The sequence below is a fragment of the Ruegeria sp. CJ9 genome (assembly GCF_056536625.1).
Window position 1 is genome coordinate 40,366 of the sequence record NZ_JBQFPY010000001.1, and the last position, 24,773, is coordinate 65,138.

Annotated in this window: 27 protein-coding genes; 12 read left to right on the forward strand and 15 right to left on the reverse strand. The window is 55.8% G+C overall.

The genetic code is table 11. The annotated features are described in order from the left end of the window. Positions 1-357: 357 nt before the first annotated feature. The gene (locus ACR0AJ_RS00240; RefSeq protein WP_170533628.1) at positions 358-873 is read right to left on the reverse strand and encodes a hypothetical protein; all 516 of its coding nucleotides are present in this window, start codon (positions 871-873) and stop codon (positions 358-360) included. A gap of 212 nt (positions 874-1,085) precedes the next feature. After that, positions 1,086-1,346, reverse strand: coding sequence for a hypothetical protein (locus tag ACR0AJ_RS00245; protein WP_480641185.1), 261 nt, complete (start codon positions 1,344-1,346; stop codon positions 1,086-1,088). A gap of 178 nt (positions 1,347-1,524) precedes the next feature. Here ACR0AJ_RS00245 and ACR0AJ_RS00250 point away from each other — a divergent pair, with 178 nt between their 5' ends. Beyond that, a complete protein-coding gene (locus ACR0AJ_RS00250; protein WP_170351295.1) occupies positions 1,525-2,019 on the forward strand; it encodes a hypothetical protein in 495 nt (164 codons plus the stop codon). Between the two features lie 392 nt (positions 2,020-2,411). Here ACR0AJ_RS00250 and mepK read toward each other — a convergent pair whose 3' ends face one another. After that, positions 2,412-2,981 (reverse strand): peptidoglycan L,D-endopeptidase MepK, encoded by a 570-nt coding sequence (gene mepK / locus ACR0AJ_RS00255; protein ID WP_170348744.1) that lies wholly within the window; start codon positions 2,979-2,981, stop codon positions 2,412-2,414. A gap of 132 nt (positions 2,982-3,113) precedes the next feature. Beyond that, complete coding sequence (locus ACR0AJ_RS00260) at positions 3,114-3,332, reverse strand: hypothetical protein (RefSeq protein ID WP_170348743.1); 219 nt, start codon at positions 3,330-3,332, stop codon at positions 3,114-3,116. 3 nt (positions 3,333-3,335) lie between these two features. On the opposite strand from ACR0AJ_RS00260, the gene ACR0AJ_RS00265 reads away from it, so the two are divergent. Genes ACR0AJ_RS00265 through ACR0AJ_RS00280 form a run of 4 tightly spaced genes read left to right on the forward strand, consistent with a single transcriptional unit; the run spans position 3,336 to position 7,575 of the window. Then, positions 3,336-4,940: a L,D-transpeptidase family protein gene (locus tag ACR0AJ_RS00265; RefSeq protein WP_170348742.1), complete on the forward strand. Its 1,605-nt coding sequence runs from the start codon at positions 3,336-3,338 to the stop codon at positions 4,938-4,940. Between the two features lie 35 nt (positions 4,941-4,975). Further along, entirely contained in the window at positions 4,976-6,067 is a 1,092-nt protein-coding gene (lpxD, locus tag ACR0AJ_RS00270; protein ID WP_480646674.1) for a UDP-3-O-(3-hydroxymyristoyl)glucosamine N-acyltransferase, read from the forward strand. A gap of 32 nt (positions 6,068-6,099) precedes the next feature. Then, positions 6,100-6,357 (forward strand): acyl carrier protein, encoded by a 258-nt coding sequence (locus ACR0AJ_RS00275; protein WP_170348740.1) that lies wholly within the window; start codon positions 6,100-6,102, stop codon positions 6,355-6,357. 9 nt (positions 6,358-6,366) lie between these two features. After that, positions 6,367-7,575, forward strand: a complete 1,209-nt coding sequence (locus ACR0AJ_RS00280; protein ID WP_170375382.1) for a beta-ketoacyl-[acyl-carrier-protein] synthase family protein — start codon at positions 6,367-6,369, stop codon at positions 7,573-7,575. Between the two features lie 66 nt (positions 7,576-7,641). Here ACR0AJ_RS00280 and ACR0AJ_RS00285 read toward each other — a convergent pair whose 3' ends face one another. After that, on the reverse strand, positions 7,642-8,238 hold the full coding sequence (locus ACR0AJ_RS00285; RefSeq protein ID WP_480646672.1) for an invasion associated locus B family protein: 597 nt from the start codon (positions 8,236-8,238) through the stop codon (positions 7,642-7,644). Positions 8,239-8,676: 438 nt separating this feature from the next. On the opposite strand from ACR0AJ_RS00285, the gene ACR0AJ_RS00290 reads away from it, so the two are divergent. Further along, positions 8,677-10,218, forward strand: coding sequence for a helicase HerA-like domain-containing protein (locus tag ACR0AJ_RS00290; protein ID WP_170348737.1), 1,542 nt, complete (start codon positions 8,677-8,679; stop codon positions 10,216-10,218). A gap of 45 nt (positions 10,219-10,263) precedes the next feature. Here the strand turns inward: ACR0AJ_RS00290 and ACR0AJ_RS00295 are convergent, their stop codons facing one another. The 4 genes from ACR0AJ_RS00295 to ACR0AJ_RS00310 form a co-directional block, all read right to left on the reverse strand. Then, a complete protein-coding gene (locus ACR0AJ_RS00295; protein WP_170348736.1) occupies positions 10,264-10,515 on the reverse strand; it encodes a hypothetical protein in 252 nt (83 codons plus the stop codon). Between the two features lie 187 nt (positions 10,516-10,702). Further along, positions 10,703-12,016, reverse strand: a complete 1,314-nt coding sequence (locus ACR0AJ_RS00300; protein WP_170348735.1) for a branched-chain amino acid ABC transporter permease — start codon at positions 12,014-12,016, stop codon at positions 10,703-10,705. Next, a complete protein-coding gene (locus ACR0AJ_RS00305; RefSeq protein ID WP_170348734.1) occupies positions 12,013-13,023 on the reverse strand; it encodes a branched-chain amino acid ABC transporter permease in 1,011 nt (336 codons plus the stop codon). The genes ACR0AJ_RS00300 and ACR0AJ_RS00305 overlap by 4 nt, the downstream gene beginning before the upstream one ends. 205 nt (positions 13,024-13,228) lie before the next feature. Continuing rightward, a complete protein-coding gene (locus tag ACR0AJ_RS00310; protein ID WP_170348733.1) occupies positions 13,229-13,606 on the reverse strand; it encodes a hypothetical protein in 378 nt (125 codons plus the stop codon). A gap of 422 nt (positions 13,607-14,028) precedes the next feature. Between ACR0AJ_RS00310 and ACR0AJ_RS00315 the strand changes: the two genes are divergently transcribed. Further along, entirely contained in the window at positions 14,029-14,382 is a 354-nt protein-coding gene (locus ACR0AJ_RS00315) for a hypothetical protein (protein ID WP_170348732.1), read from the forward strand. A gap of 177 nt (positions 14,383-14,559) precedes the next feature. Here the strand turns inward: ACR0AJ_RS00315 and ACR0AJ_RS00320 are convergent, their stop codons facing one another. From ACR0AJ_RS00320 to ACR0AJ_RS00335, 4 genes are all read right to left on the reverse strand, one after another. After that, the gene (locus ACR0AJ_RS00320; protein WP_480646670.1) at positions 14,560-15,021 is read right to left on the reverse strand and encodes a hypothetical protein; all 462 of its coding nucleotides are present in this window, start codon (positions 15,019-15,021) and stop codon (positions 14,560-14,562) included. Beyond that, on the reverse strand, positions 15,018-15,860 hold the full coding sequence (locus ACR0AJ_RS00325; protein WP_170348730.1) for an ABC transporter ATP-binding protein: 843 nt from the start codon (positions 15,858-15,860) through the stop codon (positions 15,018-15,020). The genes ACR0AJ_RS00320 and ACR0AJ_RS00325 overlap by 4 nt, the downstream gene beginning before the upstream one ends. Beyond that, complete coding sequence (locus ACR0AJ_RS00330) at positions 15,857-16,645, reverse strand: ABC transporter ATP-binding protein (protein ID WP_170348729.1); 789 nt, start codon at positions 16,643-16,645, stop codon at positions 15,857-15,859. The genes ACR0AJ_RS00325 and ACR0AJ_RS00330 overlap by 4 nt, the downstream gene beginning before the upstream one ends. Positions 16,646-16,751: 106 nt before the next feature. Then, the gene (locus ACR0AJ_RS00335) at positions 16,752-17,933 is read right to left on the reverse strand and encodes an ABC transporter substrate-binding protein (RefSeq protein ID WP_170348728.1); all 1,182 of its coding nucleotides are present in this window, start codon (positions 17,931-17,933) and stop codon (positions 16,752-16,754) included. Between the two features lie 166 nt (positions 17,934-18,099). Here ACR0AJ_RS00335 and ACR0AJ_RS00340 point away from each other — a divergent pair, with 166 nt between their 5' ends. Continuing rightward, entirely contained in the window at positions 18,100-19,194 is a 1,095-nt protein-coding gene (locus ACR0AJ_RS00340; protein WP_480646668.1) for a PQQ-dependent sugar dehydrogenase, read from the forward strand. 1 nt (position 19,195) lies between these two features. On the opposite strand, the gene ACR0AJ_RS00345 is transcribed toward ACR0AJ_RS00340, so the two are convergent. After that, on the reverse strand, positions 19,196-20,200 hold the full coding sequence (locus ACR0AJ_RS00345) for a GlxA family transcriptional regulator (protein WP_170348726.1): 1,005 nt from the start codon (positions 20,198-20,200) through the stop codon (positions 19,196-19,198). A 169-nt stretch (positions 20,201-20,369) separates the two neighbouring features. On the opposite strand from ACR0AJ_RS00345, the gene ACR0AJ_RS00350 reads away from it, so the two are divergent. After that, positions 20,370-21,740, forward strand: coding sequence for a class II 3-deoxy-7-phosphoheptulonate synthase (locus ACR0AJ_RS00350; protein ID WP_170348725.1), 1,371 nt, complete (start codon positions 20,370-20,372; stop codon positions 21,738-21,740). A gap of 52 nt (positions 21,741-21,792) precedes the next feature. On the opposite strand, the gene ACR0AJ_RS00355 is transcribed toward ACR0AJ_RS00350, so the two are convergent. After that, complete coding sequence (locus ACR0AJ_RS00355; protein WP_170394114.1) at positions 21,793-22,467, reverse strand: PAS domain-containing protein; 675 nt, start codon at positions 22,465-22,467, stop codon at positions 21,793-21,795. Between the two features lie 231 nt (positions 22,468-22,698). Here ACR0AJ_RS00355 and ACR0AJ_RS00360 point away from each other — a divergent pair, with 231 nt between their 5' ends. From ACR0AJ_RS00360 to ACR0AJ_RS00370, 3 genes are read left to right on the forward strand one after another with little or no spacing between them, the layout of a single operon-like run. Then, the gene (locus ACR0AJ_RS00360; RefSeq protein WP_480646666.1) at positions 22,699-23,589 is read left to right on the forward strand and encodes a YicC/YloC family endoribonuclease; all 891 of its coding nucleotides are present in this window, start codon (positions 22,699-22,701) and stop codon (positions 23,587-23,589) included. 17 nt (positions 23,590-23,606) lie between these two features. Next, positions 23,607-24,248 carry a guanylate kinase gene (gene gmk / locus ACR0AJ_RS00365; protein WP_170348722.1) on the forward strand — a complete coding sequence of 214 codons (642 nt, stop codon included), beginning with the start codon at positions 23,607-23,609 and terminating at the stop codon, positions 24,246-24,248. Further along, the gene (locus ACR0AJ_RS00370) at positions 24,245-24,769 is read left to right on the forward strand and encodes a gamma carbonic anhydrase family protein (protein WP_170358490.1); all 525 of its coding nucleotides are present in this window, start codon (positions 24,245-24,247) and stop codon (positions 24,767-24,769) included. The genes gmk and ACR0AJ_RS00370 overlap by 4 nt, the downstream gene beginning before the upstream one ends. Positions 24,770-24,773 lie beyond the last annotated feature (4 nt).

Here is a 24,773-nt window from a genome sequence, read left to right on the forward strand (position 1 = left end):
ATTCGCTGGCAGTGGATGCGTGTGTTGGTCATGCGGTGAAGCTGAACCAGCGCGGGCCGTCGTGTCAAGATGAAGTGAGCAATACATCGTGGTTTACCGCGTAGTTCCGGGAACTTTCTATCATGGGTTGTGTGAATTGCTGCCTCCCGACCGTATCAGGCACGTATATTTCGCCACTCAAGGTGAGAATCGGTCGGTGATTCTGATCTAATGAAGAGCGCCCGAACGTTCTGTTTCTCGGTCGGCGCAACCGGGGTTTATGTATTCGCGTCTTCGCTGACACCGCTGGAGAGTGGTTCTTGTTTTATCGAACGTAGTGCGACGGGTTTCATGATCGGCGTGGAACCCGCCCAGATCTCACCAGTCTTTTTTCACGCAGCAGGGGCACCTCCGCCTGTCATCGGAACGGTCAATATGTCCAACATAACCGCAAACAGCACAGGTAAGGTGCTCGGCTGCGTCCGTTCGGCGGAAATAGCGGCGTTTGTGCTCGTTGAACCGTCTGGCAGCTTCTTCATGTGCACACCAACAGCATAACGTCATGATCCAGCTCTCTAAAATCTGTGGGCGTGCCGCGTTCCCGCATCGCTCGCAGCTCTGGTTTGCCCTATTGATAGTAGCTGCGACCCAGCTGCGGATGCGTTCATCCTCAGATGCCTTGCTGAAGTAGATCCGGAGCTCGCCGAATTTTTCTTTGATCTGGAGAATCTTTGGATAGTCGATCCCAATCTCGTCACTGCGTGCTTTGATCTGCTCAAAAAGCTCGGTCACGATCCCTGACCAACCCAGTGGGGTCTCACCCAATTCGTGTTCAACGCTTGTTTTAATATCGTCGTAGTCGACCACATTGATGGTGGCTTCGGTTTCGGACATGCCGCGTCCTCCTGGAATTCCGCCGGTAGGGGGTCAGCTCCGATTGGGTTCCGGCAGCACTTCGCTGGACAAAATGGTCTTTGCTTGGAGTGTCAACTGCAAGTTGTAGTATCTATTACTACAGGAAAGTCGCGTTTCTTTGTGCCGGATTTGCAACTGCTTCTCGTCGCGCATGACCTCAGGGAATTTTGGCTCGGTCGTGGGGTTTTCTCCTAGAGCGCATGCTTCCCATGCTTGCCTTGTTCCAACCGTGCGATCTCGGCTTTCAACAGCGCGATCCTCTGCGACGTCTGATGTTCCGCAATCAGATCGAGAAACATCTTAGTCTTGCCGCCGTGCTTCATGCCATAGCGCTCGTAGACCATCGCATTAAACACATCCAGCTTCGCCTTCGGAATCCGGAACTGGATGTGTTCATATTGTTCAATCGCTGTTTTTGTCATCGAATCCACCTTTATTGTCTGGTCGGTCATTTCAAACCTTTGTATTTTTTAGAGAGTTCAGAAAGGGTCAGTTTCAGGGATAAGCCAAGTTCCCGCTGCAACAGTCTTTGCTGGAAAAATGGCTTGATGAGATTGCTTTTCCTTGCAATTGCCAAGCAGTATCAAGGCATTGCTAACAACGAATACTTGATCGAACGGAAGCTACAACTTGACTACACCAAATGAACTTGGTCCCCACAACGCAATTTGGCTCGGCGACGGTGAGTGGATTAGCTGGGATGAGATCAACTGGCAGATTCAGTGCAAGGAATGGCGAGCAAGGTATCCGAACGCCCGGCTCTCACTCGTGCCTATTTTCGAGCAACTATTGGATGCTGCTGCCGCGTATTATGATGCCACCGGCAGCCATCTTCAGGTCTACGGTGACATCGGTGAGCTTTATGGCGCCATTACCTACGGCCTTGAACTTCATAGGAACTACGCACAGGGGTCAGACGGCCGCATGGGCAATGATTTCGTTGAGGTAAAGACGATTACACCATTCAAGAATAGAGACGAGGTCGTCGTCAACATGGATGGGAACTTCAGCAAACTGCTGGTGGTTCGTATTAACGAAGACTTTGACCTGTCTCACAAACTTGTCGACCGCAAGGACATACCCAAGCGAAAGGGGAAAGTCATAGTTAAATGGGCTGACATGTAATCAGGTATGCAAGGAGTCACTATCCTTTCCTTGTGGTAAGTGACAACACAGAGTTAGCCAATGAACGCGGATTCTAGGGGGTGCAGATCATCTGATTTACTACCTTTGACCAGTCTGCGAGTTCCTCCAAGATCCGGTTCGAAGTTTGTTCGTTTGGGGGCGCCATACCACCTCGCATTAGCAGTTATTCTGAGTGTCTTATATTGGAGACTGCGTCCCTTAATTTGACGCTATGATGACTGGTTCTGATACAGTCCGGTAAGCGACAATATCTGGTCGATGGAACGCAGTTCATCGAGGTTGAACTGTTCTTTTCATAAGGAGTAATTCTAGGTTACTTAAAAACAAAGAGCGCCCAGAGGCGCTCGTTGTTTTTTAAGATTTTGGAAGTGTTAACCGCCCCAGCTACGGACCTCACCGCAGTCCATATGGACGAAATTCGAGCGGGAGTACTTGCCCACTCCACCAGCGCGGCAGGACATTGCAGCCTTGGCCATTTGCGACACTGAACGCGACGACAGGCGCAGGTCAGCCGCTTGGCCTTTCATGTGCAATGAGTTCTTGGCAACCCGACGAGAACGAGACCGAAGCATCGCGTTGGTTTGCGGAGAACGATAGCCGGACAGCAGCATATAGGGCTCATTTACGTCCAGAAGGTTATGCGATGCAGCCATGATGTCGATCGTGCGCAGATCCATGTCTTTGCTTTGATCAGTCCGCCAGTCACGCATGAAGTGGTTCACTTCTTTGACAGCGTCCTTGATGTATTTTCCATCGACCCAATATATCATATCAATCCGTTCGCCGGTGCGACCGGAATACATACGAATACGTCGGATATCGCCGCCGCCTCGAAGGAAACCTGCTGCATTGGAATAGGTCGGTGCGGCCACAACTGCCGTAGCTGCAAATGCGCCCAGAAGGGCACGCCGGGTCAAGCCCGATGTACTGCTCATCGTCATTTCAGTTTCGTCCCGTACTGTTCCTGCCTGCACACGATGTTACGCGCGCGATATTAATTTTTTCCCATCCCAGATGCGGGATTTATGACACAGTCGGTTTTGTCCGCCAAGAAGTCTTTCGGATTCATCAATTCAAGGGGGAAATTTCGGCAGTTTTTTGCGCAGGTGATGCGAATATGTATAATATTGAGACATTTGGCGGCGCATTTCCGCCGGGCGATGCAAAGACGCATCACGCACCGAAAGATGCGCCAGGTTGATACGTTTGTGAATAGACAACGCGCCCAAGGCGTAACCATATTTGATCCGCGCGCATTTCTGCTGCGTAAAATAATGAATAATCAAGGCCATCCAATGTTCTCAGGTATTCGGACCCGTTCTGGTATTATTTTCACCGCATGTTTTCTGGCTTCGGCGTCCGTAGTGAATGCAGACACCCGGCCAGCGACGGCGTTTCAGATGGCTGTTGCCGAATTTGCGCCCTCGGGGTCAGGAATCGCCGAGTTTTACCGCGAGAATGGTTTTGCCCCGGTTTGGGTTGGCGAAACGCCGCTGCATTCGGCGCGCCGCGCACGGCTGATCCAGGCCTTGTCATCGACCGATATGCATGGATTGCCGCAGGGTTCGGACAGCGTCCAGTCCCTTGTGGAACAGATGCAAGAGGCCCGTACGACGCGCGATCTGGGCGCTGTTGAGGTCAGTCTGACCCGCGCTTTCGCTGAATACGCGCGCAATCTCCAGTCGGGCGCGCTGCGCCCATCCCAGATTGATGATGGGTTAGTGCGCAAGGTTCAAAGGGCTTCGACAAAGGAGCACTTGCAGGGGTTGATCGCAGGGGAAAATGGCTCGTATTTCGATCAATTGGCCCCGCAAACAACCCAGTACCGGGCCTTGATGAAACAGAAGTTGGTGCTGCAGGACCTCATCCATCAAGGCGGTTGGGGCGCGACGGTTCCTGTTGCTAAGTTGGAATATGGCGACACCGGACCCAATGTAATAAAACTGCGCAATCGTTTGGTTTCCATGGGGTATTTGCGTCCTACCGCCAGCCCGGAGTTTGATGCGGCTTTGTTGGGTGCCGTTCAGGCGTTCCAGACAGATCATGGTCTTGCGCCGGACGGTGTGGCCGGTCAGGGCACGATTTCTGAGTTGAACCGCAGTGCCTCCGACCGTCTAAAGGCTGTCTATGTCGCATTGGAGCGCGAGCGCTGGTTGCCGCGCGAACGGGGTGAGCGGCACATTTTGGTAAATCAGGCTGATTTCTCGGCCAAGATCGTCGATGACGGGTTGGTCACGTTCGAAACGCGCGCGGTGATCGGCAAGAACACACATGACCGACGCAGCCCCGAGTTCTCGGACAAGATGGAGCATATGGTCATCAACCCCAGTTGGTATGTGCCGCGCTCGATCATCACCAAGGAATACCTGCCCCAACTGCAATCAAATCCCAACGCCGTTGGCCATATCCAGATCACCGACCGCAGCGGTCGGCAGGTCAATCGCGGCGCGGTGGATTTCACTCAGTTCAACGCGCGGAACTTTCCGTTTGCGATGCGCCAACCGCCCAGCAAAAGCAATGCGCTGGGGCTGGTGAAGTTCATGTTCCCCAACAAGTACAACATCTATCTGCATGATACGCCTCAGAAAAGTCTGTTCGCGCGTGAGGTGCGGGCGTTCTCGCACGGGTGTATCCGCCTGGCAGATCCGTTTGATTTCGCCTATGCGTTGTTGGCCAAGCAGGAAGAAAACCCAAAGGCGTTTTTTCAGCGTGTTCTGGCCACGGGTAAGGAAACCACGGTGCAATTGGAACAGCATGTTCCGGTTCACCTGATCTACCGCACGGCTTATGTCGGCCCCAAGGGTGAGGTTCAGTATCGCCGGGATGTCTATGAGCGTGATCGGAAAATCTGGGAGGCCTTGCAGAAAGCAGGGGTGGCCCTGCCGGACGTTCAGGGGTAATCAGCGGGGCAGATCCTTAAACCGGGAAGCCCGATATGCACTATACCATCCAGCAAATCGCCGACGCTCTTGGGGCAGACTGCCAGGGCGATACTGGCCTGATCGTTGAACGCGCGGCTGAGCCGGGTGATGCAGCGGCGACTGATCTGGCGATGGCGATGTCTCCGAAATATGCCGAGGCGCTGAGCGGCAGCTCGGCACGGACAGCCGTGTTGTGGGAAGGTGCGGATTGGCAAGCGCTAGGGTTGGAGGCGGCCATCTTTGTGCCCCGTCCGCGTATGGCGATGGCCGGGATCACCACAATGTTGGATCGCGGGCAGGGCGTAGCGCCGGGTATTCACCCTTCGGCCGTGATCGACCCGACCGCGGAAATCCCCAAAGACGCAGCCATCGGCCCCTTGGCCGTCATCGGTGCGCGGGTTCGTATTGGCAAAGGCGCAGTTATCGGCCCGCATTGCGTGATTGGCATGGATACGGTTCTGGGCGAAAACGCCATGTTGCGTGAGATGGTTAGCATCGGGTCCAGGGCGCAGATCGGTGATCGTTTCATTGCCCAACCCGGCGCACGGATCGGGAGCGACGGGTTCAGCTTTGTTACCCCCGAGGTTTCGGATGTTGAGAATGTCCGCAAAACAATGGGCGACAAAGGTGATGCGCGGGCGCAAAGCTGGCTTCGCATTCACTCGCTGGGTGCAGTTGAGATCGGGGATGACGTTGAGGTCGGCGCCAATTGTACCGTCGACAACGGAACGATCCGGAATACCTGCATCGGAAACGGGTCCAAGTTGGACAATCTTGTGCATGTGGGGCACAACACACGGGTTGGGCAGGATTGTCTAATTTGTGGTCAGGCTGGCGTTTCCGGCTCGGTCGAGATTGGCAATAACGTGGTACTGGGTGGCCAGACCGGCGTGGTCGACAACATCTTTATCGGTGACGGCGTGATAGCGGCGGGCGGCACTAAAATCCTGTCCAACGTTCCTGCGGGTCGGGTACTAATGGGATATCCGGCCATCAAAATGGAAACCCATACCGACATCTACAAAGCACAACGTCGTTTGCCCCGCATGGCGCGTGACGTCGAGGCGTTGAAAAAGGCTGTTTTCAAACAGCCCCCGAGTGATTAAATCATCCGCAACGGGAAAATCAGAGGACCGACATGAGCATCACCGACCGCGTCATCGCAATCATTGCTGAGCAGGCCGTGCTGGAGCCTTCGGACGTCACGCCCGAAAGTACACTTGAAGATCTGGGTATCGACAGCCTGGGTCTGGTCGAGAGCATTTTCGCCATCGAAGAAGAGTTCGATATCTCGGTCCCGTTCAACGCGAATGAACCACAAGCCAGCGATTTCGATATCTCAAATGTGGCAGCGATCATTGCCGGGATCGAAAAGCTTGTGTCGGAAAAGGTCTGACCTGAAATTATGAAACGCGTTGTTATTTCCGGGGCCGGGACGATTAATTCGCTGGGTCACTCTGTCCCTGATACGCTTGAAGCTATGCGCGAAGGGCGTTGTGGTATCTCGCAACTTGAATTCCGCGATGTTGAGCGGCTTTCCATCAAAATCGGCGGCCAAGTGCGCGGGTTCGAGGCCGAAGGGCGGTTTAATCGCCAGCAGATGAGCCTTTACGATCGCTTTACGCAATTCACGCTGACCGCCGCGAAAGAGGCGATTGACCAATCCGGGATCGAGTTTCACGGAGATCTTGCTGCTCGGTCCGGTGTCGTTCTTGGCACCGCCGGTGGCGGCGTGTCCACTTGGGACGATAATTACCGTTCCGTCTACGAGGACGGTAAAAACCGTGTGCATCCATTTGTGGTGCCCAAACTGATGAACAACGCGGCGGCCAGCCACGTGTCTATGGAACATAACCTGAAGGGGCCAAGTTTTACGGTTTCAACCGCTTGCGCCTCATCCAATCACGCGATGGCATTGGCGTTTCAGATGGTCCGCAGCGGCGCCGCACCTGCAATGATCACGGGTGGATCAGAATCCATGTTGTGTTTTGGCGGCGTCAAAGCCTGGGAAGGCCTGCGCGTGATGTCCAAGGACGCTTGCCGCCCGTTCAGCGCCAACCGAAATGGAATGGTGCAGGGCGAAGGGGCCGGGGCTTTTGTCTTTGAAGAATACGAACATGCGCGCGCACGAGGGGCAGATATCCTGTGTGAGGTTGTCGGCTTTGCCATGTCCTCGGATGCGTCCGACATCGTGATGCCCAGTAAGCAGGGCGCGGCACGTGCCATGTCAGGTGCGCTGACCGATGCGCGCCTGAATGCGGACCAAGTCGGGTACATCAATGCGCATGGGACGGGCACAGCGGCGAACGACAAGACCGAATGCGCGGCGGTGGCCGGTGTGTTCGGGCCGCACGCAGACGACCTGATGATATCGTCCACGAAATCCATGCACGGGCATTTGATTGGGGGTACTGGCGCGGTCGAGTTGCTGGCATGTATCATGGCGTTGCGCGACGGGGTGATCGCCCCAACCATCGGTTATGAAGATCCAGATCCCGAATGTGCTTTGGACGTGGTGCCAAATGAGGCGCGAGACGCGAAGGTGGATGTTGCGCTTAGCAATGCGTTTGCCTTTGGCGGGTTGAACGCGGTTTTGGCTCTGAAACGGGTCTGAAGCTTCGGAAGCAAAACGACAAAACGCCGCCCGAAGGACTGGGCGGCGTTTTCTGTTTTACTAGTATTAGTTTTTGATGACTTCCAGCTGGTCAAACCCGGCAGTGAACCCTGCTAGAGATATTTCCAATTGCAGCGCCTGCGAAGGTGCCAGAACAGAAACCATCGACAAGGTACCTTTGGTCCCACTCTTCAAAGCTTCGAGGTCTTGCTGGGTAAAGCCCACTTGCGCAAGGCACCCAACGGGGTTGCAGTGGTGATAGTTGTATCGTTTGCCCGGCGCTCCGTCGATCGACAAGGATATCTGAGCTTGCAAAAGCACCTCGAGGGGCACAACGATGATCGCAGCAGCTACGGCCGGAGCTTCTTCGGGCAGCTTTTCAATCGTAATTTCCGCAATGGGCTGGTCTTGCTGACCGGTCAGAATCTGTCGCATGACACAAGGTTCGCTGTCAGTTCCTGTATTGATGCACATGACTGCCCAGTCGCCGGTCTCTTCCTTAAGGTACTGCTCGCCAATACGCGGGCCGGATTCCCCAAGATCCAGGTCAGCACCGGTTTGGGTTTGCGGAGCCTCGGCATCCTGCGTTGCTTCTTGTGCATAAGCGGCACCACACCAAAGCGCAGCGGCCACAAGGCTGAGAGATAGAGTGTTCTTGATCATGAATGCCTCGGCAATGTGATTGAGCTTTTTGACCCGTCTATCATCCTTGGATCATGGTGTCAGGCATTAAGCTGCACAAATGGGTGACCGTAGTCAGCTTTTTGCCGCTTTCCAGTGCTTGAAACCAGGATGAAACAAAAAAGAAAGGGAACCGGTGGAGCGGCTCCCTTTCATAAATTTTTCTCCCCGTCGGACTGGCCGACTTAGTTATGCGCAGACGTTACGAAAGGCGGTCGCATGCGTCAACTGAAAACCTGAAATTTTAATGGAAGAACCAGCATTGCTTTAAAAAAACCGCGCCCGAAGGCGCGGTCAGTCGACAGGGAGGAAGTTTGCCGCACCCGACCTCTGACAGCGAGGGCAGCAAAATGACTATCGCAGTCAAAGGTTAACTTTGTATGCTGGGTCCAGATCGGTGGAAATTAAGGCCTTACCTACATGGACAAAAACATTTTTCTGGGCGGCGCGGGTGAAGATTACAGCCAGCCTCAAAACCTGACCCTCAAATATGCCAACCGGCACGGGTTGATCGCAGGGGCGACGGGCACAGGCAAAACGGTGACGTTGCAAATCCTGGCCGAGGGGTTCTCGGCTGCGGGCGTCCCAGTGTTTCTATCCGATGTCAAAGGCGACTTGTCCGGGTTGGCAATGGCGGGCAGTGAAAGTCACAAGTTGCACCAGGCGTTTCAGGATCGCGCGGCGCGCATCGGCTTTCAGGATTATACCTATGCCGCATGCCCGGTAACATTTTGGGATCTGTTCGGCGAACAAGGCCATCCTGTTCGAACGACCGTTACAGAAATGGGGCCATTGCTGTTGTCTAGGCTCATGGACCTGAGCGAGGCGCAGGAAGGTATTTTGAACATTGCTTTCCGAGTGGCGGATGAAGAAGGGATGCCGCTGCTGGATCTCAAGGATCTGCAAGCCCTGCTGGTCTGGATCGGTGAGAACCGCACACAGTTATCCCTGCGCTATGGTAATGTCTCGACTGCTTCGATTGGAGCAATCCAGCGGCGGTTGTTGGTGTTGGAAAACCAGGGCGGAACCAATTTGTTCGGTGAACCCGCGCTGGAATTGGCCGATCTGATGCGTACTGATGCAAACGGGCAGGGGATGGTGAACATCCTGGCCTCGGATAAGCTAATGGGGTCGCCGCGTCTCTATGCGACTTTCCTGTTGTGGCTGTTGAGTGAGCTGTTCGAGGAATTGCCCGAGGTCGGCGACCCCGACAAACCCAAGTTGGTGTTCTTCTTTGATGAGGCCCATTTGTTGTTCGAAGATGCGCCCAAGGTTTTGGTAGACAAAGTAGAGCAGGTCGCACGGCTGATCCGTTCCAAGGGTGTCGGCGTCTATTTCATTTCTCAAAACCCGGCGGATATTCCCGAAGATATTCTGGGGCAACTCGGCAACCGGGTGCAGCACGCGCTGCGTGCCTTTACCGCGCGGGATCGCAAGAACCTGCGTTTGGCGGCCGAAACCTATCGCGAAAACCCGGCCTTTGACACCGAAACCGCAATCCGAGAGGTTGGCGTGGGTGAGGCAGTCACGTCGATGCTGCAAAAGAAGGGCGTGCCAGGTATTGTTGAGCGGACGCTGATCCGTCCACCGGGAACACAACTTGGGCCAATCACCGCGTCCGAGCGTCAGGCGATCATGACAGCGTCACCGATGCAGGCCAAGTATGGTACATTGAAGGATCGGAAATCGGCCTTTGAAATTCTGCAGGCACGCGCCGATCAGGCCGCGCAGGCTGCTGCAAAAGCAGAAGAACAAGAAGAGACACAATCTGTTGCTGAACGCGAGTTCGCCACGGCCAGGCGCTATTCCGGTGGCCGGGTCGGGCGATCTTCCTCTCGCGTTAAACGGCAGAAAGATACCTTTGCTACAGCAATGAGCGAGGCCGTCATCAAAGAGCTAAAAGGTACAACCGGGCGCCGCATTGTTCGTGGAATTCTGGGCGGGTTGTTCCGCGCTAGGTAAGCCCAAGGCGCCGCACAGCGGTTTCGTTGCGCGGCGCTATTTAGGTTACTTCAGACGACGCTGACCTTCCTGCCGGCAGTAGCCGTCAGCCTCGGCCACAGACATCTTGGTCGCGGGGTAGTCGATGGCACGATCCCAGATGACGCGATCCGGGCGGTACAACTGGCACGTCACCACACCCTTTGAGGTCTGGACCTGAACTGGATCGGTTTCCAGATCTTCGGGTGACGGGATACATGCGGCCAGGCTGGCAACAACTGTCAGCATTAGGATTTTTGGGATAAACGAAGTTTTCATGTGTCGTCTTCTTACTCTCGAGAGGTGACCTGTAGTATCAGCGTCAACTGACTAATTAACCGTGAAGGCGATCTGGCGCAGGTCCGGAAACTGCCCAACGATAATTCGGTCTATTAAGGTTCGGTTCATGAATCAAGAAACCGCGCCGATTTTGAGGCGCGGTTCCGAATATTCCCCTGAAAGTGATCTATTTCTCGGGGATCAAGCCCCTTGGACTGAATCTGAGAACAATCAGTAGGATCAACCCCATGGTCAGCAGGCGCATATGCGCGGCGCTTTCGATCAGATGTGCCTTAAGCGCGCTGCCATCAGGCAATCCAGCGGTGATCAGGTTCATCAGCCACAGCCCGATAGGTTCGACCTGAACCCACAGGAACCAGATCACGAACGCGCCCAGTACCGCACCAAAATTGTTACCTGATCCACCGACGATCACCATTACCCAGACCAGGAATGTAAACCGCAATGGCTGATACGCGCTGGGGGTCAACTGGCCGTCCAGCGTTGTCATCATAGCACCTGCAATTCCGCAGATGGCCGAGCCCAGCACAAAGATCTGCAAATGGCGGCGGGTCACGTCCTTGCCCATCGCCTCGGCCGCGACCTCGTTGTCACGAATGGCGCGCATCATGCGGCCCCACGGGCTGTTCAGCGCCTTTTGCGCCATCCAGAGCAGGACCAGCAGAACGATCAGGAACAGAAACGAATAGCCCAGTTTAACCGCCAGCGTCGAAGCCGTGACTGTATCCAGCCCCAACCATTCGGCGCGAGCGACAAAGCCAGGGTCACTCTGCAGATCGACCTCGTACCCAACGACCGGCGCAGGGCGCGGGATGCCGTAGACGTTTTTGACGCCCCGGGCCAACCAGTCCTCGTTTTTCAAGATCGCGATGATGATCTCGGCAATCCCCAGCGTTGCAATCGCCAGATAGTCCGAGCGCAGGCCCAGAGCAGTTTTACCAATCAGCCACGCTGCACCAGCCGCCAGCAGTCCACCTGCGGGCCAGGCCAGCAGAACAGGCAGATTCAGACCGCCGAGGTTGCCCGCAACAGCCGGTTCAATGGCCTCGACCGCCGCGGTGTTGGGGTCGAGAACAGCGCGGTAAACAAAGAAGCCGATGATGAGAATGGCAATGATCGACAAAGTCCGAACCCGACCTTTGGGCATCTTCTGCGCCACCAGAACTGTGGCCACAACGGTTGCAGCGCCCAGCAGCAGGGCCAGTACAATACCGAAACCTCCGGCAGACCAGGCGCCAGGTGTTGTCGGGGTCGAGACCAGCACAACGGCAAGCCCGCCCAACGCAACAAAGCCCATGACCCCGACGTTGAACAAACCGGCGAAACCCCATTGCAGGTTCACCCCAAGCGCCATGATGGCCGAGATCAGTCCCATGTTCAGGATCAATATCGCGGCGTTCCAGCTTTGCGTGAATCCGGTCAGCAGGATCAGGCCACCAACAACAGCGAAAAGCAGCGTATTTTTGACAGGCTCGGTCATACCGCTTTCCCTTTAAACAGACCCGTAGGTTTGAACAGAAGCACGATCAGCAAAATGACAAAACTTACGGCGAATTTGTAATCGGTGGACAGGAATTGCACCAATCCCGACGGCTCCAGGTTTTCCGGGGCAAGATAGGTCAGCACCTTTTTCCAGGCGTAAGTGATCGTGACTTCGGAAAAGGCGATGATGAACCCGCCGGCAATGGCACCCACAGGGCTGCCTAACCCGCCGACGATGGCCGAGGCGAAAATCGGCAGAAGCAGCTGGAAATAAACGAAAGGTTTAAAGCTCTTGTCCAGCCCGTACAGGACCCCGGCCGTGGTCGCGAGCGCCGCCACGATGATCCATGTAATCATCACCACCCGCTCGGGGTTGATACCGGACAGCAGGGCGAGATCTTCGTTATCCGAATACGCACGCATCGATTTGCCAGTGCGGGTTTTGTTGAGGAACCAGAACAACAGCACAACGGCAACAACTGCAACGATGACGGTAATGCCCTGAGATGTCTTGATCGCCAGCCCCTCATTCAGCCCGGTCATGGCCTTGAATTCACGTGCGGAGATCACAAACCGCTGACCGTCCGAAAACCTCTGATCGTCCGGGCCGATGATGAACCGCACCAGACCGTTCATGATGAACATCACGCCCATCGACACAATAACCAGAATGACCGGCTTGGCCTTTTGCTCGCGATAAAATCGATAGACCATTCGGTCGGTGATCAGCACCAGAACGATACAGCCCAATATGGCAAAGGGCAGGGCCAAAAGGGCGGTCGGCAGCGGACCAAAACTGACCCCAACGGCCTGCAGCCCCCAGGTGACCAGAACGGCGATCATCGCGCCAAAGGCCATCGTGTCGCCATGGGCAAAGTTGGAAAACCGCAGGATACCGTAGATCAGCGTGACCCCCAGCGCCCCCAGTGCCAGCTGGCTGCCATAAGCAATTGCAGGCACCAACACAAAATTCGCAAGCGCGACAAGCGCGTTCAGTATGTCCATCTCACCTTCTCATTCCGCCGGGTGCGGCCTTATGGCATACCCGCGCGCAAAGACACAATATTTCAACGGTTATGGACGGTCGAATTCCGAAGAAAAACTGCATATGGCAGCGTTCCTTTCGGGCAATCAAGGCGCGCCTGACAGGATCATGTCCGTCAGACGCGTCGCTGGTTCAGCTTTGCTGTTCTTGCGATAGTAAATGTGGTCAATTTTTGAGCGTACAGACCCCGCGTTCGTTGCGCTGTTGCCCGCCAGAGGCGCGAACTTCAAGGTGGCCGGTCTCTGATGCAACCGTGTATCCCACACTTCCGTTGCTTAGAATTTGTAGAAATTCCTGCGCGCCGAGGCCGGGGATCACAAGGACTTCATGCTCTTGACCCTCGGCCAGCAGCAAGCCCTTGGATTGCCCTTCGATCTGTTTCAGCACGACCTGGTGGGCTGGTTCAATTGGATTGCACCCACCGGGGTTGCAGGTTTCGGTAATCTGGCACTCGTAAACAAATTCACCTTGCGCGGGGGCTTGCGACACGGCCTGCGCGGTCGCAGGCAGAACGATGGCGGCAAGCGCAGCCAGATATTTCATAATATGTCTCCTGAAGGGGGCAATTGCCCGAAATATTTGAGAATCCAATCAGGATTCCCGCTGTTCGCGCGTTCGTGATTAGGGGCGGATCGTGGCGGAAATTGAGCCGAGACAGGGCGGAATTCTGAAGGGATTAATTTTAACAATTCTTAGGGGAGTGGGATAACCATCCGGGAATAAACCGTTTTATTGGAGGTTGTTTATCCGACCAGTGGCGCAAAGCTGCAAACGCCATCTTCTCGCCACGATTGGTTGCATGAAAGCACGCGTTTTAACCGTGTCAAAGAGGCGTTGACACGCGAACACAGCCTTTCACCTGGGATCAACTGAAAGTGAGGACCGTCGTGCAGCCCGTTGAAGTTATTGATCTAAATGATGATCTTGCCCTGTGCTCGAGGGCGCTGACTAATGGGAGGTACATCATGAAAATCTGTGCAGTAGTGATATTGAGCGCGGCTTTGCCAGCAATGGCGCTAGCCGCAACAAGCGACCCTCTGGACGGGGCGGATTTCGTTGTTAATTGCGTATCGGACAATACTGGCGGCGCGGTGACATTGGCGAGGTCCGGAACCACGGATAAGGGATTTATCGTCACTGATGACATCCGCGGAGAGGCCACGATCATTGCCGGTCTGAACTCGCTGACCTTTCTGCACATCATGGACAAGGACGTCGTGACCTTTGTCGTGGATTTTGAGGATCTGAACTACGACATGTCGATTAAAGGACCGCATGCCGCGCAGGATTTCGGGTCGTGTGGTGATCCGATCGGGTGAATGAGGCTGAATGTATTGGTGGTGAAGGTAGTACTAATGAGAATAAGTCCTATTTACCCCACCTCAGCTATTTATCGTAAAGTTACCGAAGCAATTTCAATACGACCAAATTTGATTAGCCAATTTATACGACTGCAGAAACAAGGACGAAGTTGGAGAGCGCTACAAAGACGTCCATTAGTTGTTTTCTCCGCAGTGGCCATGAAGTACCGACACGTCGACCATCCAACCTCTGGTTTGTGTTGTGATAGTGACGTCAGTTGGCTGACCCTTGTCCAACTCGATCTGCATGATCGCCATTTCTCTGTCGTCGGTGCGGCGTGCGACAAGTCGGCCATTTTTCGAAAGTTCCGGTTCGAACTCAAAGCCAGCTAACGGAAATTTGGAGTCCTTATCTGGCCCGACGGCAAAAGTGTTCAGTTGGTTGCCGATAGAAGAAAGTTCCATAGTAAAGCCGCCTTCTAGACACTCGACGGCATCACAGTCGTTCGAGATGCAATGCGCACGAACTTCACACATTTTTACCTGACAGTAAGTTTGGGGAACGATTTCGGCATATCCTACACCAGTTGCACCGAACCCAGCGACAGTTAAGAAAAGAAAGTGTTTCAGTCCTCGCTGAGGAAACACAGCACTCATCCCCCCAAGAAGCTCTTGCGCACTTCGGGATCGGCCAGCAATTCTTTACCCGTGCCACTATACGCATTCCGCCCCTGCACCAGGACATATCCCTTGTCCGCAATCTCCAAAGCCTGACGGGCGTTCTGTTCCACCATCAGGATTGGCAGGCCGGTGCGTGAGACCTCAATGATCCGGTCGAACAGTTCATCCATCACGATGGGTGAGACACCGGCAGTGGGTTCGTCCAACATCAGCACCTTGGGCTGGGTCATCAGCGCTCGGCCCACGGCAACCTGCTGGCGTTGACCGCCCGACAGCTCTCCGGCCGCCTGGTTGCGTTTGTCGCGCAGGATCGGGAAGAGGTCATAGACCTGCTCCATCGTCTGACTGATATCGTCGCGCCGGATGAAGGCACCCATTTCTAGGTTTTCCTCGACCGTCATGGACGTGAAGATATTCGAGGTCTGCGGCACAAAGCCCATCCCCCTGATCACCCGATCCTGTGGCGACAGTTTGGTGATGTCCTCGCCATCCAGCCGCACCGACCCGGCACGGACATCCAGCATTCCGAACACGGCCTTCATCGCGGTGGACTTACCGGCACCGTTGGGACCAACGATGACGGCGATTTCACCCTTATCCACGGCGATGGTACAGTCGTGCAGAATGTCGGGACCCTTGCCGTAGCCACCGGTCATGGTATCTCCGATCAGGAAGGGGCCGCCGCTGACCTTGTAGGTTTCTCCGCTGGTTGGATGCGCGGGGGTCATTGTGCCAATGCCCTTGGTATTGGCAATTGTTGCGTCCTTGTTGCCGTGATCGTCCTGATAGGGGTTGTCGCTTGCGCCCGCAGTCATGTCTGGGCCTCCAGCTTGTCTTTGTTCTTCAGGCCGGTGCCCAGATAAGCCTCGATCACGTGTTCGTTGGCCTTGATCTCGTCCAGAGTGCCCTCGGCCAGCACTTTGCCCTCGGCCATGCAGATCACCGGGTCGCAAATTTTGCCGATGAAATCCATGTCATGCTCGATGACGACAAAGGTATAGCCGCGCTCCTTGTTCAGACGCAGAATGGTGTCGGCTATGGTCATCAGCAAGGTGCGGTTCACACCCGCGCCAACCTCGTCCAGAAACACGATCTTGGCGTCGACCATCATGGTGCGACCAAGTTCCAGCAGTTTCTTTTGCCCGCCCGAAACCTGACCTGCCTTGTGGTCGGCCAGGTGTTCGATGGTCAGGAACTCCAACACCTCGTCCGCCTTGGCGCGCAGGGCGCGTTCCTCGTCGGCGATGCGTTTGCGGCCAAACCAAGTGTTCCACAGTGATTCACCCGATTGCGCGCCGGGCACCATCATCAGGTTCTCGCGGCAACTCATTGACGAAAACTCATGCGCGATCTGGAACGTGCGCAGCAGCCCTTTGTGAAACAGCTTATGCGGAGGCAGGCCAGTGATATCTTCGCCATCCATGAAAACCTTGCCGCTGGTCGGCGGCAACACACCCGCGATCACGTTGAACAGGGTTGTCTTGCCCGCACCGTTCGGTCCGATCAGGCCGGTGATCGAGCCCTTTTGGATTTCCAGCGAAGCACCGTCCACCGCGTGGAACCCGCTAAAATGCTTATGCACGTCCTCAACGACGATCATGGTTTTCCCTTGCCTTTTCCCCGAAAACAGAGGTGCAGCCTTTTGTCACTGAAACAGCCCGGACACAAGGCCCGGGCTGTTCGGTTTTGCTCTGTCAGATGAGGATTTAACGGTAGTTAACCGTCTTCATCTCACCATCGATGACTTCGATTTCGCGGTATGCACCGGCGCTTTCGCCGGGGCCGATCAGCTCAACGCCCGAGGCGCCGACATAGTCGATGTCTTGGCCCGCTGCGAGGAGCTCCAGACCCTTGGCCAGCTCACCCGGATAGATCTTTTCACCCGGTTCGTTGGCAACATCCATGATCTTGCCGCCATAGTCCGCCGGGTTGCTGGAACCCGCCGCCTGCATGGCCAGCAGGAACAGCGCCGCTGCGTCATAGGACTCGGGCACGAAGATGGACGAGCCGTCAAAACCCTCGGCTTCGGCCATGGCAAAGAACGAATCCGCAGCTTCGCTTTTCGATCCTGGGGCCTGACCATACGAGCCGTTCAGATCCGGACCGACGTTTTCAGGCAGCGAGTCACCGATCATGCCACCCGGCAGACCAAAGGTGTCAAATGCGCCGCTGTCCAGCGAGGACTGAATGATGCCCAGACCGCCCTGATCCAGATAGCCCGCAACGACCAGAATGTCGCCACCTGCCGATGCCAGCGCGCCGACTTCGGCCGAATAGTCGGCTTTGCCGTCTTCGTGCGCGGCAACGATGGTTACCTCACCGCCCAGCGCCTCGAACGAGGATTTGATCGCCTCGGACAGGCCCTTGCCGTAGTCGTTGTTGGTATAGGTCAGAGCGATCGAGTTGACGCCGCGCTCTTTCAGGATGTCGGCCATGATTTCGCCTTCGCGCGCATCCGATGGGGACGTGCGGAAGAACAGGCCATTATCTTCCATAACTGACAGGCCCGGAGAGGTGGCCGAAGGTGAGATCATGACCATACCGTTCGGCACGGCGACGTTTTGCAGAATGGCACCGGTTACGCCCGAACAGTCTCCGCCAACAAGGCCGTTGATGCCTTCGGCAACCAGACGTTCCGCATTAGCGGTGGCCAGAGCATTGTCAGCGCAGCCCGTATCAGCACGTACGGGCGTTACGGTGGACCCGTCCAGCAGTTTGCCGGATTCCGAAACCTCTTTCATCGCCAGCTCAGCGCCGGACGCCATTGCTGGCGAAAGCGATTCAATCGGGCCGGTGAAACCGAACATAATGCCCAGTTTAACGTCTTCGGCCATGGCGGTGCCGGCCAACAGTGCGGTTGCTGCGGTTGCAGTAAGCAGCTTTTTCATGTGGTTACTCCCAAATTGGAACGTGTTCGTTCTGGGCACGACCCTAGGCAAGCTGTTCGGAAAAGAAAAGTCCTCACGCAATTGTGTGGTTGCCACCTGAAGTTCTGATTGTTTTGTTGGGTTTGTCCCGTTTCTGGCGGCTGGCATGCTGCAGGTGGAGAGCTGAATGTTGAGAGTTTTCACGATTCTGTTTCTTGTCTTTAAGGCGGGGCTGCTCAGTGCCGACGTACTGCAAACTTCTTCTGGCCCTGTGCGAGTGACGCCGATGGTCGAAGGATTGGATGCCCCGTGGGCAATTGGTATTTTGCCGAACCAGGGGGTATTGATCACCGAACGGGATGGCAAACTGCTTTATGTTGCGGATGGGAAAGCCAAATCCGTCAAAGGTGTGCCCGACGTTTTGGCCAAAGGGCAGGGCGGTTTGTTGGACGTGACGGTCGCCCGTGATTTTAGCCAAACACGCGAGATATTCCTTACCTTTTCCAAACCACAGCGCGGCGGCACCGGAACGGCCCTTGCGGTGGCCCGATTGTCTGAAGGCGGTGATCGGCTGACCAACCTGCGTGTGATCTTCGAGGCTGTCCCGGGTGGTTCATCAGGGCGTCACTACGGTTCCCGCGTGGTGGAAGCTAAGGACGGAACTTTGTTCGTCACAATCGGCGACAGGGGGGAACGCCCCAAGGCGCAAGACAGGTCCAATCATAATGGCACGGTGATCCGCGTGAACCGTGACGGATCGGTTCCCGGTGACAATCCCTTTGTTCAGGCAAGCGGTGTGCAGCCTGAGATCTGGTCCTATGGCCATCGCAATCCGCAAGGGGCCGGTTTGGACGCAAGGGGCCGCCTTTGGATATCGGAACACGGGGCAAAAGGTGGGGATGAGGTCAATCTGGTTCAGCCAGGGTCGAACTACGGTTGGCCAGTCATCTCCTATGGCGTGCATTATTCCGGCGACAAAATAGGAGAAGGCACCGCGAAGCCGGGTATGGAACAACCAGAGCATTATTGGGACCCTTCCATCGCCCCTTCGGGTCTGATGGTTTATTCCGGCAAGCTTTGGTCGGACTGGAAAGGGGATATCTTCGTTGGGTCGCTCAAATTCGACTATATCGCGCGGCTGGCGGGATCGCCGCTGCGCGAGGTTGAACAGATCAAGGGCCCTGAAACGATTCGGGTGCGCGACATAGTCGAGGCCCCTGACGGGTCAATCTGGTTCATTTCCGTGGGTGAAGGGGCCGTCTATCGTATGACCCCTGAGTAACTTACACCGACAACCGGTCGCCCTGCGCTCCACGCTCGCGATAAGGCGTGGTATTGTAATGCGCCCGGTAGCATTTCGAGAAATGGCTGGGCGAGGCAAACCCGCAGGCCAGCGCCACATTGATCACACTCATATCGGTTTGCATCAATAAGTTGCGCGCTTTGTGCAGGCGCAGCTCCATGTAATACCGTTTGGGCGAACGGCTCAGGTAGCGGCGGAACAGACGTTCCAACTGCCGCGTCGACATGCCGACATCCTTGGCCAGAATCGAGGGTGAGATCGGTTCCTCGATGTTCTTTTCCATCATCAGGATGACCTGGCTCAGTTTCGGGTGACGCACGCCAATCCGAGTTGGTGTCGATAGACGCTGGGTGTCTTGGTCGGTGCGGATCGAGGAATAGATCATCTGATCCGCAACGGCATTCGCCAAATCCTCGCCGAAGTCATCAGCAATGATTTTAAGCAGCAGGTCGATGGAAGACGTGCCGCCTGCAGTCGTCATCCGGTTGCCGTCGACGATAAAGACGGACTTGGTCAGTTCAACCTCGTCGAATTCCTCGACAAAGCTGTCGGAGTTTTCCCAGTGAATGGTTGCGCGTTTGCCATCCAACAGCCCGGCCTTGGCCAAAGTATAGGCCGCTGTGCATAGGCCACCGATGCGCAAGCCGCGCCTTGCCTCGCGGCGCACCCAGTTCAACACCTTCTTGGTGGTCGCCGCCTGAACGTCGACCCCACCGCAGATCATGACAACATCGTCGCGCTGCAGCTCAACCAGGTCTGAATCCAGCGCAAAGGTAGTTCCGGCCGAACAGCTGACTGTTTCGCCACCTTCACCCATCAATGTCCACGTATACAGCGTTTTGTCCGCCATACGGTTGGCTATGCGCAGGCTGTCCAGTGCCGAAGCAAACGACAGCAGAGAAAATTTGTCCAAAAGGACAAATACGAAATTGCGGGAGTTGGCCGCAGTGTCTTCCACCGTGACAACTTGGCGTTGCTCTTGCATGGCGAGGTGTCCTTGATTCGGCGCCCGGCGACTTTTTGTCCGACGTCAGATTTGGCAGCCACCTTGATCAAAGCTTGTTTGCTGCGTCAAGAGGGCCAAATCGTATATGGTCAGTCTTCAATGCATTTTGTATAGAAGCAACCTGAATACTTCAGCGGAGATCAAAGCTATGACTGAATGGCAAAAAACGAACTGGCGCAACAAGCCCCGGGTTCAAATGCCAGACTATACCGACGCGGCCGCGCTGGCCAAAGTCGAGGCTCAGCTTTCACAGTATCCCCCGCTGGTCTTTGCGGGCGAAGCACGGCGTCTAAAGCAACATTTGGGTGCCGCCGGTCGCGGCGAGGCCTTCCTGTTGCAGGGCGGGGATTGTGCGGAAAGCTTTGAACAATTCAGCGCGGATGCGATCCGTGATACGTTCAAGGTGATGCTGCAGATGGCAATGGTTCTGACCTATGGCGCCAAGGTACCGGTGGTCAAAGTGGGCCGCATGGCAGGCCAATTCGCCAAACCGCGCAGCGCCCCGACCGAGGTGGTGGATGGCGTTGAGCTGCCCAGCTACCGTGGTGACATCATCAACGAACTGGCCTTCACACCCGAAGCACGGATTCCGAATCCGGGCAAGATGCTGCAGGCCTACACTCAGGCGGCTGCGACCCTGAACCTTTTGCGCGCTTTCTCGACCGGTGGTTTCGCCGATATGAGCATGGTGCATTCCTGGACTTTGGGCTTCACCGATGTACAGGACGTGCAGAAATACTCGGAAATCGCCGACCGTATTCAGGACACTATCGACTTCATGGGTGCGGCGGGGATCACGGCGGACACCACGCATGAGTTCTCGACCGTTGAGTTCTACACCAGCCATGAAAGCCTGCTGCTGGAATACGAAGAGGCGCTGACCCGTCTTGATTCCACCTCTGGCAACTGGCTGGCCGGTTCGGGCCATATGATCTGGATCGGTGACCGCACCCGTCAGCCGGACGGGGCGCATGTAGAATTTTGCCGCGGTGTCCTGAACCCGATTGGTCTGAAATGTGGTCCCTCGACCACGGCAGAAGACCTCAAGGTTCTGATGTCCAAGTTGAACCCGGAAAACGAGGAAGGTCGCTTGACCCTGATCGCGCGCTTTGGTGCGGGCAAGGCGGGTGAGCATCTGCCGCGTCTGGTCAAGGCCGTCAAGGAAGAGGGCGCCAAGGTCACATGGGTCTGCGACCCGATGCACGGCAACACGATCAAATCGGCGACGGGCTACAAAACCCGTCCGTTTGATTCAGTCCTGCGCGAGGTGCGCGACTTCTTTGGTGTGCATCAGGCCGAAGGCACCATCCCTGGGGGCGTGCATTTTGAGATGACCGGTTTGGACGTGACCGAATGCACCGGTGGGGTGCGTGCCGTGACCGAAGAGGACCTCTCGGATCGTTACCACACTGCGTGCGACCCGCGACTGAACGCGACGCAATCGCTGGAACTGGCCTTTTTGGTTGCCGAAGAACTGACCAACCTGCGCCGCGATCGCAACAAACGTGAAGCCAGCTAAGATTTGCTGTCTTTAAGGTTAAAAGGCGGGCTGCACTGGCCCGCCTTTTTTGTCAGTCGTCCCGTGACGCAACCAGCCGTAGATGTGATCCGGGTTTCTTGAATTCTGCTTGCTCTTCCGCAAACCCGGCCGAGATTTGCTGCGCCGGTTGTTGCGGTGCCTGAACGTCTGAAACAGCCCGCACTCTGGTGTCGGGGATTGAGAAACGGCGAGGCGTCGCGCCGATTGCACCGTCGGACATCATGACACCCAACACGCGGCTGACATCGCCAAGATCGCTTTTCAGGGGCAACAGGATCATACGTGCCTGCAACTGGTTGCGGCCCAGTTTGCCGGCGGCGACTAATCCAAGCTCGGCAATTGCCGGCTGGGCAAAGACCTGCTCCAATACGTCCGATATCTGGCCACGAGCGCTGGGTTCGAAAAACGCGGTTAACGGCATGCCGCGCACTTCCATGCCTGCCAGCTGTGTTAGTTGGCTTCCAGCCAGACGAAACCGGGCCAGACCGGGCGCGATACGTTCCAGAATGAACGTGTATTCCAGAACGTTCTCAAGCCCGCGCGGATCGATCTGCGCACGTTTGGGGACACCGTCGCCGGTTAACAGCGCGGTCCAGTACGCCTCGACCTGTCGGATGGGCGAGAGGCTGCGCCCGCTGTCAAAACGATCCATTGCGACGATCTTTCCAGAGTTTGATCCGAACCTGTTACCGAAAAACGTTTTCATTTACATCACCCTAGCGTCAATCGCCCGTCATTTATCTAAAATTCAAGATATCGGGACCCTTCAGGTCCGATCATCCCTGACCAAAGCCAAATTGACACGAGTTGAGTCAATTTTGGAGGAATTCTTTAACGAATGGTTAACTTCTGGACGAAGGCCGAAAACCAGCAAACTCTTGCCCTGCGCCCGCCGATGGCATTAGGTGCGACAACCGAGCAGACAAGGACAGCCAACATGATCAGATCCATGACCGGATTCGCCGCAGGCAAAGGGGCGTATGGACCCCATAGCTGGACGTGGGATCTGCGCAGCGTGAACGGCAAGGGTCTGGACATACGGTTGCGCATGCCCGAGTGGCTGACCGGGCTCGAAACCGCCTTGCGCGGCCAGCTGTCCAAATCACTGAGCCGGGGAAATGTCACTTTGTCCTTACGGTTAAGCCGCGAAGAAACTGCCCCTGATCTGGTTCTGAATGAAGACGCCATGGGCGCGGCACTTGCTGCGCTGGCCCGTACGCAGGAAATGGCGGCAGAAAGCGGCGTCGCGCTGGCACCTTCGACCGCGGCGGACCTGATAGGGCTGAGAGGAATGTTGGAGGCTGGCAGTGAAGTGGACGACCCCGCGCCTCTGGTCAAGGAATTGACGAACGAATTTGCCGACCTGTTGGCAGCTTTCGTCGACATGCGCCAGACAGAAGGCAAGGCTCTGGCAGACATTCTGGACGGTCAGCTTGCTCAGGTCGCCGACTTAACGGTGCAAGCGGCCGAGCTTGCAGAACAACGCAAGGACAAGACCGCCGAGGCATTGCGCGAAAATCTGGCCCGTGTGCTGGACAATGCGCAAGGGGCTGACCCGGACCGGGTCGCGCAGGAATTGGCGCTGATCGCGGTCAAATCCGATATCACCGAAGAAATTGACCGCCTGAAAACGCATGTGAACGCCGCACGCGATCTGCTGTCGCAGGATGGGGCCGTGGGGCGCAAGCTGGATTTCCTGATGCAGGAGTTTAATCGCGAGGCCAACACGCTGTGTTCAAAGGCGCAAAGCGCCGAGCTGACCTCGGTTGGGCTTGAGCTGAAGGCCGTAATAGATCAGATGCGCGAACAGGTGCAAAATGTTGAATGACGATGGGAACAACTGACATGGCAGATCGCCGCGGCCTACTTATCATCCTGTCTTCGCCTTCCGGGGCGGGGAAATCCACTTTGGCCCGCAGGCTTATGGCCTGGGATGAAGGTCTGGAGTTCTCGGTTTCGGCCACGACCCGCGCACCTCGTCCGGGGGAAGAACACGGACGGGAATATTACTTTCTGTCAGAGGATGAATTCAGACAGCAGGTTGCCAAGGGTCAGATGCTGGAACATGCGCACGTGTTTGGGAACTTCTATGGCTCTCCGGCAGGCCCGGTGCAGGACTCGATAAATGCGGGCCGCGATGTTCTTTTTGACGTGGATTGGCAGGGTGAGGTTCAGATCCGCAATTCGGATCTGGGTAAGCACGCATTGTCGATTTTCATCCTGCCACCCTCGATCCCCGAATTACGCCGCCGCCTGGAAACCCGCGGGCAGGACAGCGAGGACGTGATCGCCAAGCGGATGCTCAAAAGCTGGGATGAAATCAGCCACTGGGGCTATTACGACTATGTACTGGTCAACGATGACCTGGATACAACCGAGGAAAAGCTGAAAACCATCGTCAGCGCAGAGCGTATGCGCCGTATCCAACAACCAAGACTGCAAGACCACGTACGCACCTTGCAGAACGAATTTGAAGGTTTGTCATGACCATCTATGCCTTGGGCGAACACGCACCACAGATCCACGACGATACTTGGGTTGCACCCGATGCCAACTTGATTGGCAAAGTAGTGCTGGAAGAAGGGGCCTCGGTTTGGTTCGGCTGCACCATCCGCGCTGATCATGAAGAGATTCGCGTGGGCGAAGGCAGCAATGTGCAGGAAGATTGCATCATGCATATCGACGCCGGTTATCCTCTGACCATCGGTAAGAATTGTACCATCGGCCACAAGGTGATGCTGCATGGGTGTACGATCGGGGAAAACACGCTCATCGGCATGGGAGCCATCGTGTTGAACGGGGCAAAGATTGGTAAGAATTGTCTGATCGGGGCAGGGGCCTTGATCACCGAAGGCAAGGAAATCCCCGACAACTCGCTGGTCATGGGAACGCCGGGCAAGGTTGTGCGGGAACTGGACGAAGCCGCGGCGCAGAAAATCACGCTCAGCGCGTTACATTATCAACAGAATATGCGCCGGTTCCGTGACGAGATGAAGCCTGTGTCCTAACTTG